The organism is Pseudomonas shirazensis (assembly GCF_050496565.1).
In the GTDB taxonomy this organism is placed as follows: domain Bacteria; phylum Pseudomonadota; class Gammaproteobacteria; order Pseudomonadales; family Pseudomonadaceae; genus Aquipseudomonas; species Aquipseudomonas shirazensis_A.
Genome location: NZ_JBNWAE010000009.1, coordinates 103,468 through 119,456, shown reverse-complemented (window position 1 = coordinate 119,456; position 15,989 = coordinate 103,468). Strand labels below are relative to the sequence as shown.

Below are 15,989 nucleotides of genomic sequence, written 5' to 3'. Positions count from 1 at the left end.
AAATACTCCTCAGCAGTCCAGTGGGTTGCGCTTGTCCGGGTCGATGCCGAACTTGACGATGGCATCAGCTACCACCTTCGGTTCGATCTCGCCACGGTCAGCCAAGGCTTCCAGGGCAGCCAGCACCACGAAGTGACGGTCGACTTCGAAGAAGTGACGCAGCTTCTTGCGGCTGTCGCTGCGACCGAAACCATCGGTACCCAGGACTTTGAACTCTTTGCTCGGCACCCACTGACGGATCTGCTCGGCAAAAATCTTCATGTAGTCGGTCGATGCGATAACCGGGCCTTTGCGACCGGTCAGGCACTGCTCGACGTAAGTCTGCTGTGGCTTCTGGCCAGGCTTGAGGCGGTTGGCGCGTTCTACGGCGAGGCCGTCGCGACGCAGTTCGTTGAAGCTGGTAACGCTCCACACGTCGGCACCGACGTTGAACTCTTCGCGCAGGATCTTCGCTGCTTCACGGACTTCACGCAGGATGGTGCCGGAGCCCATCAGCTGAACGTGGTGCGCCGCGTCGCGGGTGTCTTCTTCGAGCAGGTACATGCCCTTGACGATACCTTCCTCGACACCGGCCGGGATTGCCGGCTGCTGGTAGGATTCGTTCATCACGGTGATGTAGTAGAAGATGTCCTGTTGCTCTTCGGTCATCTTCTTCATGCCGTCCTGAATGATCACCGCCAGCTCATAGCCGTAGGTTGGATCGTAGGTGCGGCAGTTCGGGATGGTCCCGGCCAGCAGGTGGCTATGACCGTCTTCGTGCTGCAGGCCTTCACCGTTGAGGGTGGTACGGCCGGCGGTACCGCCGATCAGGAAGCCACGGGTGCGGCTGTCGCCAGCGGCCCAGGCCAGGTCACCGATACGCTGGAAGCCGAACATCGAGTAGAAGATGTAGAACGGCAGCATCGGCTGGTTGTGGTTCGAGTACGAAGTACCGGCAGCGATGAACGACGACATGGCGCCGGCTTCGTTGATGCCTTCTTCGAGAATCTGACCTTTCTTGTCTTCGCGGTAGAACATCACCTGGTCTTTGTCGACTGGCTCGTAGAGCTGGCCGACCGACGAGTAAATGCCCAGCTGGCGGAACATGCCTTCCATACCGAAGGTACGGGCTTCGTCCGGGATGATCGGAACGATGCGCTGGCCAATCTCTTTGTCCTTGACCAGCTGCGCGAGGATCCGCACGAAGGCCATGGTGGTGGAGATTTCACGGTCGCCCGAGCCGTCCAGGATGGCCTTGAGGGTTTCCAGTGGCGGGGTCGGGATGCTCATGCTCTTGACGCGGCGCTGTGGCACGAAGCCACCCAGGGCGGAGCGACGCTCGGCCAGGTAACGGGCCTCGGCACTGCCTGGTTCTGGTTTGAAGAACGGCAGGTTCTCCAGCTCTTCGTCCTTGACCGGGATGTCGAAACGATCGCGGAAGTGACGCAGGCTGTCGACGTCGACCTTCTTGGTGTTGTGCGCGGTGTTCTTGGCTTCGCCAGCACCGGTACCGTAACCCTTGATGGTCTTGGCCAGGATGACGGTCGGCTGATCCTTGTGGTTCACAGCCTGGTGGTACGCCGCATAGACCTTGTACGGGTCGTGGCCGCCACGGTTGAGCTTCCAGATCTCGTCATCGGACAGGTCTTCGACCATGGCCTTGAGCTCTGGAGTATTGAAGAAGTGCTGACGGACGTACGCGCCGTCCTTGGCCTTGTAGTTCTGGTACTCGCCGTCGATGACTTCGTCCATGCGACGTTGCAGGATACCGTCGACGTCCTTGGCCAGCAGTGGGTCCCAGAAACGGCCCCAGACCACTTTGTTGACGTTCCAGCCACCACCACGGAACACGCCTTCGAGTTCCTGGATGATCTTGCCGTTACCGCGCACTGGGCCGTCGAGGCGCTGCAGGTTGCAGTTGATGACGAAGATCAGGTTGTCCAGCTTCTCGCGGCCAGCCAGGGAGATCGCGCCCAGGGATTCTGGCTCGTCGCACTCGCCGTCGCCCATGAAGCACCAGACCTTTTGCTTGCCGGCCGGGATGTAGCCGCGAGCTTCGAGGTACTTCATGAAGCGTGCCTGGTAGATCGCCTGGATCGGGCCCAGACCCATCGAAACGGTCGGGAACTGCCAGAAGTCAGGCATCAGCCATGGGTGCGGGTACGACGACAGACCTTTGCCATCGACTTCCTGACGGAAGTTGTTCATCTGCTCTTCGCTGATCCGGCCTTCCATGAAGGCACGGGCGTAGACGCCAGGCGAGGCGTGGCCCTGGAAGAAGATCAGGTCGCCGCCGTGTTCGTCGGTTGGGGCCTGGAAGAAGTAGTTGAAGCCGATGTCATACAGGGTGGCACTGGAGGCGAAGCTCGAGATGTGTCCGCCCAGGTCCGAATCCTTCAGGTTGGTGCGCACGACCATGGCCAGTGCGTTCCAACGTACCAACGAGCGAATGCGGCGTTCCATGAACAGGTCGCCAGGCATGCGTGCTTCGTGGGTGACAGGGATGGTGTTGCGGTATGGCGTGGTGATGGCATACGGCAGCTGGGAACCACTGCGGGTGGCCAGCTCGCCCATACGGGTCATCAGGTAATGAGCGCGGTCTTCGCCTTCTTTGTCGAGGACCGACTCCAGGGCATCCAGCCATTCCTGGGTTTCGATTGGATCGAGGTCTTGCATGGCTTGCTCCAGGGCGGAAAGGCAACCAGAATCGGCTGCCTGAGTTTGCGACTGGCCTTATGGGCAGACGTCGTGAATTCTTGGATTACCGGAGTGTGACCCGGCGCCGTGTAGTTTTACTACAAAAGCTTTCGCATTTCATGCTTTTACACGGTCGGGGTAGTAGTAATACTACAGAAATGCGACGTTTGGTCGCACCCTGGCTTGTGGGGAAAAACGTTCATGTTGGTTGGCGATGTAGCTGAGGCGGGTGAATCTTGATGTTTAATGCCAATGATTCGTTGATTTCAGCTATTTACAACTTTTGTATGACAGTTCAACCGTGGTCCCGCTTCCCCGTAGCCAATTACACCCCTCTCTTTGTTGCCGATCAAGGATAGCCCATGCGTCTGCCTTTGCCTCTCGATCTGCCCGCTGGCTTGCAACCACTGGTCGCCCGTAATCAACAGCTGCTGAACGAGGCACTGAGCAATCAGGACGACCCTGGCCTGACTACGTTGAGCGCCGAGCATCGGCAGCAGTTCGAGCAGGTGGCTGCCGCCAGCGAGTTCATTTTTGATCAGGCTCAGCGCGAGCCGGGGGTGTTGCTCGAGCTGCTCGCCAGCGGTGATCTGGAGCAGGCCTATGCGCCGGGCGAGATGACCGCGCGGATTGCCGCCGTGGCCCAGGCGGCGCAGAGTGAAGAAGAGCTGGCGCGCAACCTGCGCCGGGCGCGCAACCGTCAGCAGATGCGCATCATCTGGCGCGACATTACCCGCCAGGCGGCGCTGGGGGAAACCTGTCGCGACCTGTCCGATATGGCCGACGCCTGCATCGATCAGGCTTACCAATGGCTGTACCCGCGTCATTGCCAGCAGTTCGGCACGCCGATCGGCAGCCGCAGTGGCGAGGCGCAGCATATGGTCGTGCTGGGCATGGGCAAGCTCGGCGCGGTCGAGCTGAACCTGTCTTCGGACATCGACCTGATCTTCGCCTTTGCCGAAGGCGGCGAGACCGAAGGGCTCAAGCGCTCGCTGGACAACCAGGAGTTCTTTACCCGGCTTGGCCAGCGCCTGATCAAGGCACTCGACCCGGTCACCGTCGATGGCTTTGTGTTCCGCGTCGACATGCGCCTGCGTCCCTACGGCTCGGCCGGCGCGCTGGTGCTGTCGTTCAATGCACTGGAGCAGTATTACCAAGACCAGGGCCGCGACTGGGAACGCTACGCCATGATCAAAGCGCGGGTAGTGGCCGGTGATCAGGCTGCCGGCGCCCAGTTGCAGGAGATGCTGCGCCCGTTCGTCTACCGGCGCTACCTGGACTTCTCGGCAATCGAAGCGCTGCGCACCATGAAGCAGCTGATCCAGCAGGAAGTGCGGCGCAAGGGCATGGCCGACAACATCAAGCTGGGCGCTGGTGGTATCCGCGAGGTCGAGTTCATCGCCCAGGCGTTTCAGCTGATCCATGGTGGGCGCGACCTCAGCCTGCAGCAGCGGCCGCTGCTCAAAGTGTTGGCCACCCTTGAAGGGCAGGGTTATCTGCCGCCAGCAGTGATTACCGAGCTACGCGAAGGCTATGAATTCCTGCGTTATACCGAACACGCCATCCAGGCCATTGCCGACCGGCAGACGCAGATGCTCCCCGACAGTGACATCGACCGGGCGCGGGTTGCGTTCATCCTCGGCTTTGCCGACTGGGACAGCTTCCATGCCCAGTTGATGTACTGGCGCGGGCGCATCGACTGGCACTTCCGCCAGGTCATCGCTGACCCGGATGAAGATGAGGCCGAGGGCGAACTGGTGGTGGGTGGCGAATGGTCGCCATTGTGGGAACAGGCTCAGGATGAAGAGGCCGCCTGCCGCCAGCTCGAGGAAGCTGGTTTTGGTCAGCCAGCCGATGCCCTGCGCCGCCTGACCGGCTTGCGCGCCAGCCCGCAATTGCGCTCGATGCAACGCCTTGGCCGCGAACGCCTGGATGCCTTTATCCCGCGCCTGCTGGCTCAGGCCGTGGAACACGATAATCCCGACCTGGTGCTGGAACGGGTACTGCCGCTGGTCGAGGCGGTGGCGCGGCGCTCGGCGTACCTGGTGTTGCTGACCGAGAACCCAAGCGCACTGCGCCGGCTGCTGACGCTGTGCGCAGCCAGCCCGTGGATCGCCGAACAGATCGCCCGCTATCCGCTGCTGCTTGATGAGCTGCTCAACGAAGGCCGGCTGTTCAGCCCACCGTTGGCGCCGGAGCTCGCCAGCGAGCTGCGCGAGCGGCTGACGCGCATCCCCGAGGACGATCTCGAGCAGCAGATGGAAGCCCTGCGCCACTTCAAGCTGGCGCACAGCCTGCGCGTTGCCGCTTCGGAAATCAGCGGCAACCTGCCATTGATGAAGGTCAGCGACTACCTGACCTGGCTGGCCGAGGCAATTCTTGATCAGGTGCTGGCCCTGGCCTGGCGCCAGACCGTAGCCCGTCACGGTCAGCCCAAACGCAGCGATGGCAGCCCGTGTGATCCAGGTTTCATCATTGTCGGCTATGGCAAGGTCGGCGGCATCGAGCTGGGCCATGGCTCTGATCTGGACCTGGTGTTCATCCACGACGGCGACCCGCAGGCTGAAACCGACGGTGCCAAGCCGATCGACAGCGCGCAGTTCTACACCCGCCTGGGCCAGCGCATCATTCACCTGCTGACCACCCAGACCAACTCCGGCCAACTGTATGACGTCGACATGCGCCTGCGCCCCTCGGGCGCTGCCGGTTTGCTGGTCAGCTCGCTCGGCGCGTTCGAGCGTTATCAGCAGGGCGAGGCCTGGACCTGGGAGCATCAGGCGCTGGTGCGGGCGCGTGTGCTGGTGGGCTGCAAGGATGTGGCGAGCGCGTTTGAAGCAGTGCGGGCGAGGGTGCTCGGCCAGCCACGTGATCTGGACAAGCTGCGCGCCGAGGTCAGCGAGATGCGCGCCAAGATGCGCGGCAACCTGGGCACCAAGCAGACTGCAGCGGGCACCGCCAGCAATGCCTTCGAGGCTGGCGTGCCGTTCGATATCAAACAGGATGCCGGCGGTATCGTCGATATCGAGTTCATGGTCCAGTACGCAGCACTGGCCTGGTCGCACGCGCACCCGGCACTGCTGCGCTGGACCGACAACATCCGCATCCTCGAAGAACTGGAACAGGCCGGGCTGGTGCCGGCCAGCGATGCAATATTGCTGCGAGAAGTGTACAAGGCGTTTCGCTCGGCCTCGCACCGCCAGGCCCTGCAGAAGCAGGCCGGGGTGATCGATGCGGCGCAGTTCGCCAGTGAGCGCGCCGAGGTCCGGCGGATCTGGGGTGAGTTGGGTTTGACTTGAGATTGCCGGGGCCGCAGGGCGGCCCTTTCGCGACACGAGGCCGCTCCTACAGGATTTGCAGCGCCGCAGGAACCCGCTCCCACAGGGTTATGAACTGCTGAGGTCGTGCTCTTTGCGGGATCAGGCGCTAAAAGCCTTGCTCCACCACCAGTGGTACACTGCACGCCACCTAGCCTGAATATAAAGAGGGGAGACCGTGCTGCACTTTCCCCCAGCGTTCCTGGACAAAGCATGAGAATACTGATCATTGGCCCCAGCTGGGTCGGCGACATGGTAATGGCGCAGACCTTGTTCCAGTGCCTGAAGCAGCAGCACCCTGAGTGTGAGATCGACGTGCTGGCGCCCGAATGGAGCCGGCCGCTGCTCGAACGCATGCCCGAAGTGCGCCAGGCCTTGAGCTTCCCGCTCGGCCACGGCGCGCTGGAGCTGGCCACGCGCCGGCGGATCGGCAAGTCGCTGGCGGGCCAGTACGACCAGGCGATCCTGTTGCCCAATTCGTTGAAGTCGGCGCTGGTGCCGTACTTTGCCGGCATCCCCAAACGCACCGGTTGGCGCGGCGAGATGCGCTACCTGCTGCTCAACGACGTGCGCAAGCTGGACAAGGCGCGTTACCCGCTGATGATCGAGCGCTTCATGGCCCTGGCCTATGCGCCCGGTGCCGAGCTGGCGCAGCCGTATCCGCGACCAAGCCTGCAGATCGAGGCGCCGAGCCGCGACGCCGCGCTGGCCAAGTTCGGCCTGGCGCTGGACCGGCCGGTCCTGGCCTTGTGCCCGGGCGCCGAGTTTGGCGAGTCCAAACGCTGGCCGGCCGAGCACTACGCCGAAGTTGCCGACGCCATGATCCGTCAGGGCTGGCAGGTCTGGCTGTTTGGCTCGAAGAAAGACCACCCGGTTGGCGAAGCCATCCGCGAGCGGTTGATCCCCGGCCTGCGCGAAGAGTCGTACAACCTTTCCGGCGAAACCTCGCTGGCCGAGGCCATCGACCTGATGTCCTGCGCCGATGCCGTGGTTTCCAACGACTCGGGGCTGATGCACGTCGCTGCGGCGCTGAACCGTCCGCTGGTGGCCGTGTACGGCTCGACCTCACCAGGCTTCACCCCGCCCTTGGCCGAGCAGGTCGAGGTGGTCCGCCTGGGCCTGGAATGCAGCCCGTGTTTCGACCGCACCTGCCGCTTTGGCCATTACAACTGCCTGCGTCTGCTCGAACCGGGCAAGGTCATTGCCGCGCTGCATAATCTGGCCGGGCCGAACCGTATCGATGTTCTGGCTGAGGTCGACTGAGTGCGGGTTCTGATCATCAAGACGTCTTCGTTGGGAGACGTGATTCATACCTTGCCGGCGCTGACCGATGCCGCCCACGCCATCCCCGGCATCCGTTTCGACTGGGTGGTGGAAGAGGGCTTTGCCGAAATCCCGAGCTGGCACCCGGCGGTCGACCAGGTAATCCCGGTGGCGATACGGCGCTGGCGCAAGAACATCTGGCAGACCCTCAAGAGCGGCGAATGGAAGGCCTTCAAACAGCGCCTGCGCGAGCGCCAGTATGATCTGGTGATCGACGCCCAGGGCCTGGTCAAATCTGCCTGGCTGACCCGCTACGTCAAGGCGCCAGTGGCCGGGCTTGACCGCTTCTCGGCGCGTGAAGGCCTGTCCAGCCGCTTTTACGACCGGCCGCTTTCGGTCGCAGTCGGCCAGCATGCCGTGGAGCGCTTGCGCCAGCTGTTTGCCCTGGCGCTGGCTTACGACCTGCCCGAAGGCATCGGCAACTACGGCCTGGACCTTGATCGCCTGCAATTGCCACCCACGGCGCCGTTCGTGGTGTTCCTGCATGGCACGACCTGGGCAACCAAGCATTGGCCCGAGGCCTACTGGCGCGAGCTGGCCGAACGTATGGGCCGGCGCAATCTGCAGGTTTGCCTGCCATGGGGCAATCAGGCCGAGAAAGACCGGGCCGAGCGCATCGCCCAAGGCTTGAGTAATTGCCAGGTACTGCCCAAATTGAATCTGGTAGGGGTGGCTCGCGTGTTGGCCGCAGCCAAGGCTTGCGTGGCGGTGGATACCGGCCTGGGTCATCTGGCCGCAGCGCTGGATGTACCGACCATCTCCCTGTTTGGCCCCACCAATCCTGGTTTGACCGGCGCCTACGGACGTGTCCAGGTCCACCAGGCCAGCGACTTCCCTTGCGCGCCCTGCCTGCAAAAGAAGTGCACTTATAAACCGAGCGCCGAGGATCTGCGCCGGTTCGATATCAAACGCGAGTGGCCATTGTGCTTCACTCGCCTGAATCCCGAGCATGTGGCGAGCCGCTTGAGCGCGTTGCTGCTGGCTGAGGATGTTCGTTAATGCAACTGGCTTTCGTACTGTACAAATACTTCCCGTTTGGCGGGCTGCAGCGTGACTTCATGCGCATTGCCCTGGAGTGCCAGCAGCGTGGTCATCAGATCCGCGTTTACACGCTGATCTGGGAGGGCGAGGTTCCGCCTGGCTTTGAAGTGCTGGTGGCGCCGGTCAAGGCGATCTTCAACCATCGCCGCAACGAGAAGCTCAGCGCCTGGATGGCGGCTGACCTGGCCAAGCGCCCGGTCGACCGTCTGATCGGCTTCAACAAGATGCCCGGCCTGGACGTCTACTACGCTGCCGACGGCTGCTTCGAAGACAAGGCGCAGACCCTGCGCGGCAGCCTGTACCGGCGCTGGGGCCGTTACCGCCACTTCGCCGAGTACGAGCGTGCGGTGTTCGCCAAGGATGCCCGCACCGAGATCCTGATGATCTCCGAAGTGCAGCAGCCGCTGTTCATCAAACACTACGGTACACCGGTGGAGCGTTTTCATCTGCTGCCGCCAGGGATTTCCCAGGACCGTCGGGCACCGGCCAACGCCGCTGAAATCCGTGCGCAGTTCCGTCAGGAGTTCAAGCTCGCTGACGACGACCTGCTGCTGGTGCAGATTGGCTCCGGCTTCAAGACCAAGGGCGTCGACCGCAGCCTCAAGGCGCTGGCTGCGCTGCCGGCGGCGTTGCGCAAGCGCACCCGGCTGATGGTCATCGGCCAGGACGACCCCAAGGTGTTCCAGTTGCAAAGTGCCGCGCTGGGCCTGGGCGAGCAGGTGCAGTTTCTCAAGGGGCGCAGCGATATCCCGCGCTTCCTGTTGGGCGCTGACCTGCTGATCCACCCGGCCTACAACGAAAACACCGGCACCGTGCTGCTCGAAGCGCTGGTCGCCGGCCTGCCGGTGCTGGTCTCGAAAGTATGCGGTTATGCCCATTACATCGCCGAGGCCGACAGTGGCCTGGTGCTCGATGAGCCGTTCGCGCAGGAGCAGCTCGACCGCTACCTGCAACGCATGCTCGAAGACGGCGAGGCCCGTGCGGCCTGGTCGCGCAATGGCCTGGCGTTTGCCGACAGCGCCGACCTCTACAGCATGCCGCAGCATGCCGCCGATGTGATCCTCAACCAGGAGCGCGCATGAAGCTGATATTGGCGCAGCCGTTCAAACGGCTGTGGGCCGGGCGCGATGCCTTCGAGGCCGCCGAGCAACTGCAGGGCGAAGTGTTCCGTGAGCTGGAAGGGCGGCGTACGCTGCGCACCGAGGTCGAGGGCGCAGGTTATTTCGTCAAGATTCACCGCGGCATCGGCTGGGGCGAGATCTTCAAGAACCTGTTTAGCGCCAAGCTGCCGGTGCTCGGCGCCGGCCAGGAATGGCGCGCCATCCAGCGCTTGCATGAAGTCGGCGTGCCGACCATGACCGCAGTCGCCTACGGCGAGCGCGGCAGCAATCCTGCGCAGCAACACTCGTTCATCATCACCGAAGAGCTGGCGCCGACCATCAGCCTGGAAGACTTCAGCATCGACTGGGTCAAGCAGCCGCCACAGCCGGGCCTCAAGCATGCGCTGATCGCCGAAGTGGCGAAGATGACCGGCGGCATGCACCGCGCCGGGGTCAACCACCGCGACTGCTACATCTGCCATTTCCTTCTGCATACCGATCGCCCGGTGCGTGCCGACGACTTCAAACTATCGGTGATCGACCTGCACCGCGCCCAGACCCGCAGCAGCATCAGCCGCCGCTGGCGCGACAAGGACCTGGCCGCGCTGTACTTTTCGGCGCTGGATATCGGCCTGACCCGGCGCGACAGGCTGCGCTTCCTGCGCGGTTACTTCCAGCAGCCGCTGCGTCAGATCCTCACCGAGGAGGCGCGCCTGCTGGCCTGGCTCGAAGGCAAGGCGCAGAAACTGTACGCGCGCAAACAACGCTATGGGGACGCACTCTGATGGCGGGTTGGACGCTGCTGCCGGAGTATCAACACCTGGCAGCAGATTTCGGCAGCCTCGAGGCGGTGTTCGCCATCGATGGCGAGCGCCTGACCCGCGACCCGCTCAGCGAAGTGGTGCGGATCCAGCGCGACGGCGTGTACTACTACGTCAAACGCTATACCGGCGCCGGCAAGCACCTGCGCCGCTACCTTGGCCGGCCGCGGATCAAGGCCGAATGGCAGAACCTCAAGCAGTTCGCCAAGTGGGGCATTCCCACCGCCGAAGTGATTGGCTGGGGCCTGGAGCGCAACGGCCTGGCCTTTGGCCGTGGGGCGATGATCACCCGCGAGCTGCCGCGTACCGAAGACCTGTCGGAGCTGGCCAAGCGCAATGATCCGCGCCTGGCCGACCGCGCCTGGGTCGACCACGTCAGCCGCCAGTTGGCCCGGCATACCCGGGTCATGCACGACAACCACTTCGCCCATAACGATCTGAAGTGGCGCAACCTGCTGGTGGACGATCAGGGCACGCTATTCTTCATCGATTGCCCGACCGGCGATTTCTGGCGCGGATTCATGCTCCGCCACCGCGTCATCAAGGACCTGGCTTGCCTGGACAAGGTCGCCAAGTATCACCTGTCTGCGACCCAGCGCCTGCGCTTCTACCTGCAGTACCGAGGGCACCAGCGGTTGAACGCCAGCGACAAACAACGGGTACGCGAAGTGGTGCGCTTTTTCGAGGGAAGGGAATGACCGACTATCTGGCCAGCAGCGAGCTTGCCCTGCTGCAACGCCACGGCTTGAACGATTTCGAGGCGCTGTGGGCGCTGCAACTCGATGCAGTGGACGAACCCAACACCGGTCGTGGCGGCTGGAGCAGCGTGTTTCGCCTGGAGCTCGAGGGCAAGGGCTACTACCTCAAGCGCCAGCTCAACTACTTCACCCGCACCCTGCATCGGCCCTTCGGTGAACCGACCTTCGCCCGCGAATTTCGTAACATCACGCGCTACCAGAAGCTGAAGATCCCGGCCTTGCAGGCGGTGTTCTACGGTGAGCGCAAGGGCAACGGCGAGCACCGCGCGATGCTCATGACCCGCGCCCTGGATGAGTGGAACGACCTCGACAGCCTGCTGGCGCAATGGCCGCAACTGGCTGCAGAAAAACGCCTGGGCATCCTCCAGGCGTGCGGCCAGCTGGGGCGTACCTTGCACGCTGCCGGTCAGGTACACGGTTGTTTCTATCCCAAGCACATCTTCCTGCGCGAGCGCCGCGAAGGCTGGCAGGCGCAGTTGATCGATCTGGAAAAGACCCGGCCGCTGCTGCTCGGCATGCGCGACCGGCTGAAAGACCTGGAACCGTTGTTGCGCCGAGCCCGCGCCTGGAGCGAAGGCGATGTGCGCAGCCTGCTGGCGGCCTATCTGCAGCAACCGGCCGACAGCGCGCTGGTGACTACCTGGCTGCAGCGGCTGGTGCGCCGTCAGCATGAAAAAGAGGCTCGTTGATGCGTTTGTCTGAACTCAAGACGGCTGGGCGCACGCCGAGCCTGCCGCTGAACATTACCCTGGCCGATGCTGCTGGCAGCGCTGAGCTGCAGCTGCTCAGCCTGCTGCGGGTGCTGCCTGGCCAACGCTACGTCGGCGCCGGTGTCTGGCGCGGCAAGCCGGTGTTGGCCAAGCTGCTGGTCGGCAGCAATGCCGCACGGCATTTTCAGCGCGAGCTGGATGGCGTCAAGCTGATTGCCGGGCAAGGCTTGACCACCCCGCAACTGCTGGCTGACGGCCTGCAGGAAGGCGAAGGTGGCTGGCTGCTGTTCGAGTACCTGGAAAACGCCCAGAGCCTGGGCGCTGCCTGGGCCGAGGTCGAGGCGCTGGCGCCGCTGGCCGATGAGCAGCAACAGGTATTGGGCGAGGCGCTCGGTGCGGTTGCGCAGATGCACGCCAGAGGTCTCTGGCAGGCTGATCTGCATCTGGACAACCTGCTGCGCCACGGTGGCCAGCTGTACCTGATCGATGGTGCCGGGATCAAGGCCGAGACGCCGGGGCAAAGCCTGTCGCGCCCGCGCGTGCTGGAAAACCTCGGCGTGTTCTTCGCCCAGTTGCCCAAACGCCTCGAGCCGTTCACCGAAGAGCTGCTGGTGCATTACCTGCTGGCCAACGGTGAGCATGCGCTGCCGCTGGAGGCCTTGCAGAAGCAGGTCGACAAGGTCCGCGCCTGGCGGCTGAAAGACTTCCTGGACAAGGCCGGTCGCGAGTGCACCCTGTTCAGCGTCGAACGCAGCCTGTCTGGCCTGCGCGCTATTGATCGCAGCGAAGTGACGGCGATGCAGCCGGTGCTGGAGCAGGCCGATGCGCTGATCGACCAGGGCCACCTGTACAAGACCGGTGGCGCCGCCAGCGTGGCCCGGGTCGAAGTTGGCGGCCGGCCGCTGGTACTCAAGCGCTACAACATCAAGAACACCGCGCACTGGTTGAAACGCTTCTGGCGCCCCAGCCGGGCCTGGCATTCATGGATCGAAGGGCAGCGTCTGCGCTTTCTCGAGATCGCCACGCCCAAGCCGCTGGCAGTGCTTGAACAACGGGTCATGGGCCTGCGCAGCCGTGCTTATCTGGTCACCGAATACGCCGACGGGCCGGACCTGCTCGAATGCTTCGCGCCGTTCGTTGCCACCGGCGAGGCCCCGGATGACCAGGTGCAAGCCTTGCTGCACCTGATGCAGCAACTGATCCGCGAGCGCATCAGCCATGGCGACATGAAAGGCCACAACCTGTTCTGGCAGAACGGCCAGTGGTCGTTGATCGATCTTGACGCCATGTGCCAGCACGCCACTCAGCTCAGCTTCGCGCCTGCCTACGCCCGTGATCGGGCACGCATGCTGCGTAACTGGCCGAGCGACAGCGCTTTGCACAAACGTCTCGATCAGCTGTTGCCACGGCTGGCCGAATAGCTGGCGGGCAGCTCCAGCCAGTTGCTGCTGCGGCCCGCCTGGCGCACGCGGATGCGCCATTGGTTGTCTTGCCAGCGCAGCACGGCCCAGGGTTTGACCCCGGCCTGGGCTGCCTGCGGTATCAGCAGATGGTAATGGTCGGCCAGTAAATGCCTGCGCAGGCCCAGCTGACCGCTGTCGGTCTGCAGGTACAGTTGCTGTTCGTGCTGGTGCAGACCTGTGGCGTTGCCAGACGGGCTTCCGGCCAATGCAGGCTCGAGCAGGCACTCGCTGCACAGCACGTCGAGGTCGGGCAGGCCGTCATACCAGTGCACCGGTGAGTCGATCATCCAGGCGCCGCTGCCCAGGCGTTTGATCGGCTGTTGCAGGTAGGCATCCGGTTGCTCGGGATCGATCACACGCCAGCGCTCCCCGTCGAAACTCACTTTGTAATGCTTGCCCTTGTCGTCCCTGACGAAGTACAGCGACAAACCGCCGAACGCCGAGACCTGCTCGTACACACCAATCTCATGGATGCCATCGATGCGGTAGCGCAGCGAGCCGGGATCGACGCTGACCTGATAGCGGGCCGGCAATGGCAGCGGTGGTTGTTTGGGCAGCCCCCGCAGGGCCCGGCGCACGACGCCGGTGGCGAGGTAGCTGCTGCCGGCATCGGTGGCATGGCTGATAGCGTTGTAGGCGTGGCGGAGCACGCCTTCGATATCGTCTCGTTGGTAAGCCTGAATGGCATCCCAGCTGTCCAGAATCATGCGCCCGATCGACAACGCCAGCAGGGCCTTGGCGGGCAGTACCAGGCTCACCAGGTCCAGCAAGCGCCAGGACAGGTCGATGACCGACTGCAGGTTGACCTCGCGGGTGGTATGGGTGCTGGCATCGACCGCTGCGAGCTGGGCACGTACCTCGGCCAGGTACAGTGCCCTGAACAGCTTGCCGGCAACTGCCGGGCGGCTCACATGGCTCCCAAGGCGGCCCTTGAGCAGCAGTTGTTGTATATCGCTGGCCTGGGCTTGCGGCAGTCGCGCTACCAAGTACTCACGCAGTGCGGGTTTGTTGCGCAAGGTGCGCAGCAACTGGCGGGTGCTGGAGAACTCGCGCCAGCTGCGTCGATCCGGTGCATCCGGGGTGTACAGCAGAAACGACGGTACGCTGGCCTGCTCGGCGTTGACCAGCAGTACGCCCTGCACGGTGTGGCCTTTTATCAGCAGTTGCCTGACCGTCAACGCATGGCCTTCCACGCGCGCGCGCAGGTCATTGTCTGGCTGGTCCAGTACCGCCGTCGCCCAGCGATAGCCACGCTCGCTGCGGTCGTCGGCAAAGTGCCGGGCATACCTGGCCTTGACCGCATCGGCGCGCATGCGCGCACGGTTGATCCGGGCGTGTGCCTGCAGCCGCCAGCGGCCCACCCGTGAGTCGATCAGCTGGGTGTAGAGGAACTCTGCATAGCGCCCGCCAACATTCAACTCACGCACCAGCTTCTGTACGTACGCCGGCGTCAGCGCTTCAGGCAGGGGTTGCTGATCGAGATGGCTGACCCGTGCGGTCAGCCAGTAGTCGAAGTCGAACCAGGCCAGGTTGACCATGGCCAGTTCGTCCAGCGGCAGGCGCTCGGTGACCATTTCGATGATTTCATCGCCGACCTGTTTCAGGCCGTGCCAGGTGATGTAGAGCGACGGGTTGAACGGATAGGGTTGCGGCCCGACCTGACGCGAGCGAGTGATGCTCAGGAGAATCTGCTCAGGCACCAGGTGCAGGCCGAAGTCTTCCTGCAAACGCTCCTGCAAGCGCGCGCGGGTCCACGTCCTCAGATCGTTTTGCTGGTAGAACTGCTCCGCGGTAGGGATGCCTGGCGCTGCGGCCTGTTCACTGGCCACCACCAGTTCCTGCATGGTCTGCATGATATGGCTGAGGCCCTGGCTGTCGGCGTTGCGTAGCCACGCCGGCATGTGCTTTTCCAGCAGCAGCGAATAACGTGTGTTGAGTGCGGCCTGGCTACCCAGGTCATGCTCGAGGGACATTGCTGCAGTCACCTGGGCATAGCGTGTCGTCGGCGACTGCGTCTGGCTGCCGCTCCACAGCGACGGCTGGTTGAGGCGCTGGCGCTGGGTCTCGATCAGTTGCAGCACCTGCGCTTCGACCGGATCATCGGCGTACCACTCATAGCGCAGGCGTTCGGCCTGACGCGCGTGTTCGGCAGATTGCGGGTTGGCGTAGAGGTGCAGCAGCGATTGGCTCTGCACTGGGTCTTCCAGGCGTTCGCACAGTTCGTGGTGCAGCGCCTTGAGCGTTGGGAACACTTCGATGCCCTGTGACAGGCAGCACAGCAGTGCCTCGCCAGTCGGCTGGTCGGCCTCGAGCAGTGTGCCCTCGGCGCTGCCGCGGATGATCACGATCACCCCGGGCAGGTGACTGCGCCAACCAGGGTGCTGACGCTCGAGCAATGGCCGATAGACCTGGGGCCGTTGTGCGGCGGCGATCTGCTGGCGCTGCCAGGCGCGTGGGTGTTCGATGCAGGTGCGCAAGGGCGCGGCCTGCTCGGCGCTGAGGGTATCGTCACTGCTGCGCAGGTCGATCTCGGCGAGGAGAAACAACTGGCGCAGGGCGATCAGGCGTTGTCTGCGGTTAAGGCCTTTGGCATTGCGCTCGGTCCAGTAGCTGGCCAGATCACTGTGAAGCTGGCGCCGCGTCGGTAGGTCGTTGTGCAAAGGTTGCGCGATGACCGGTAGCGGCTCAAGCAGGGCGTTGATCTGGCCGGTGAGGGTTTCGATGAGTTTCAGTGGTTGCATGGTCCGCTCCAGTTGATGGGGGACCCTGCATCCTAGGTACTC

Annotated in this window: 10 protein-coding genes; 8 read left to right on the top strand and 2 right to left on the bottom strand. The window is 63.5% G+C overall.

Annotated features, from left to right (window positions below):
- Window positions 1-9: 9 nt before the first annotated feature.
- On the bottom strand, window positions 10-2,655 hold the full coding sequence (gene aceE / locus ACQZ2L_RS14975; RefSeq protein ID WP_430326778.1) for a pyruvate dehydrogenase (acetyl-transferring), homodimeric type: 2,646 nt from the start codon (window positions 2,653-2,655) through the stop codon (window positions 10-12).
- A gap of 383 nt (window positions 2,656-3,038) precedes the next feature.
- Here aceE and glnE point away from each other — a divergent pair, with 383 nt between their 5' ends.
- The 8 genes from glnE (at window position 3,039) to ACQZ2L_RS14935 (ending at window position 13,164) form a co-directional block, all read left to right on the top strand.
- A complete protein-coding gene (gene glnE, locus ACQZ2L_RS14970; protein ID WP_430326777.1) occupies window positions 3,039-5,972 on the top strand; it encodes a bifunctional [glutamate--ammonia ligase]-adenylyl-L-tyrosine phosphorylase/[glutamate--ammonia-ligase] adenylyltransferase in 2,934 nt (977 codons plus the stop codon).
- 231 nt (window positions 5,973-6,203) lie between these two features.
- Window positions 6,204-7,253, top strand: coding sequence for a lipopolysaccharide heptosyltransferase II (gene waaF, locus ACQZ2L_RS14965; protein ID WP_430326776.1), 1,050 nt, complete (start codon window positions 6,204-6,206; stop codon window positions 7,251-7,253).
- The gene (gene waaC / locus ACQZ2L_RS14960; RefSeq protein ID WP_430326775.1) at window positions 7,254-8,312 is read left to right on the top strand and encodes a lipopolysaccharide heptosyltransferase I; all 1,059 of its coding nucleotides are present in this window, start codon (window positions 7,254-7,256) and stop codon (window positions 8,310-8,312) included. It begins immediately after the preceding gene.
- The gene (locus ACQZ2L_RS14955) at window positions 8,312-9,436 is read left to right on the top strand and encodes a glycosyltransferase family 4 protein (RefSeq protein ID WP_430326774.1); all 1,125 of its coding nucleotides are present in this window, start codon (window positions 8,312-8,314) and stop codon (window positions 9,434-9,436) included. Before waaC ends, ACQZ2L_RS14955 begins: the two co-directional genes overlap by 1 nt.
- On the top strand, window positions 9,433-10,239 hold the full coding sequence (gene rfaP, locus ACQZ2L_RS14950; RefSeq protein WP_430326773.1) for a lipopolysaccharide core heptose(I) kinase RfaP: 807 nt from the start codon (window positions 9,433-9,435) through the stop codon (window positions 10,237-10,239). The genes ACQZ2L_RS14955 and rfaP overlap by 4 nt, the downstream gene beginning before the upstream one ends.
- Window positions 10,239-10,973 (top strand): lipopolysaccharide kinase InaA family protein, encoded by a 735-nt coding sequence (locus tag ACQZ2L_RS14945; protein ID WP_430326772.1) that lies wholly within the window; start codon window positions 10,239-10,241, stop codon window positions 10,971-10,973. The genes rfaP and ACQZ2L_RS14945 overlap by 1 nt, the downstream gene beginning before the upstream one ends.
- Window positions 10,970-11,722 carry a lipopolysaccharide kinase InaA family protein gene (locus tag ACQZ2L_RS14940; RefSeq protein ID WP_150571142.1) on the top strand — a complete coding sequence of 251 codons (753 nt, stop codon included), beginning with the start codon at window positions 10,970-10,972 and terminating at the stop codon, window positions 11,720-11,722. Before ACQZ2L_RS14945 ends, ACQZ2L_RS14940 begins: the two co-directional genes overlap by 4 nt.
- Window positions 11,722-13,164 (top strand): lipopolysaccharide kinase InaA family protein, encoded by a 1,443-nt coding sequence (locus ACQZ2L_RS14935; protein ID WP_430326771.1) that lies wholly within the window; start codon window positions 11,722-11,724, stop codon window positions 13,162-13,164. Before ACQZ2L_RS14940 ends, ACQZ2L_RS14935 begins: the two co-directional genes overlap by 1 nt.
- Here the strand turns inward: ACQZ2L_RS14935 and ACQZ2L_RS14930 are convergent.
- Window positions 13,137-15,947 (bottom strand): dermonecrotic toxin domain-containing protein, encoded by a 2,811-nt coding sequence (locus ACQZ2L_RS14930; RefSeq protein WP_430326770.1) that lies wholly within the window; start codon window positions 15,945-15,947, stop codon window positions 13,137-13,139. The two genes, ACQZ2L_RS14935 and ACQZ2L_RS14930, sit on opposite strands and share 28 nt — an antisense overlap.
- Window positions 15,948-15,989 lie beyond the last annotated feature (42 nt).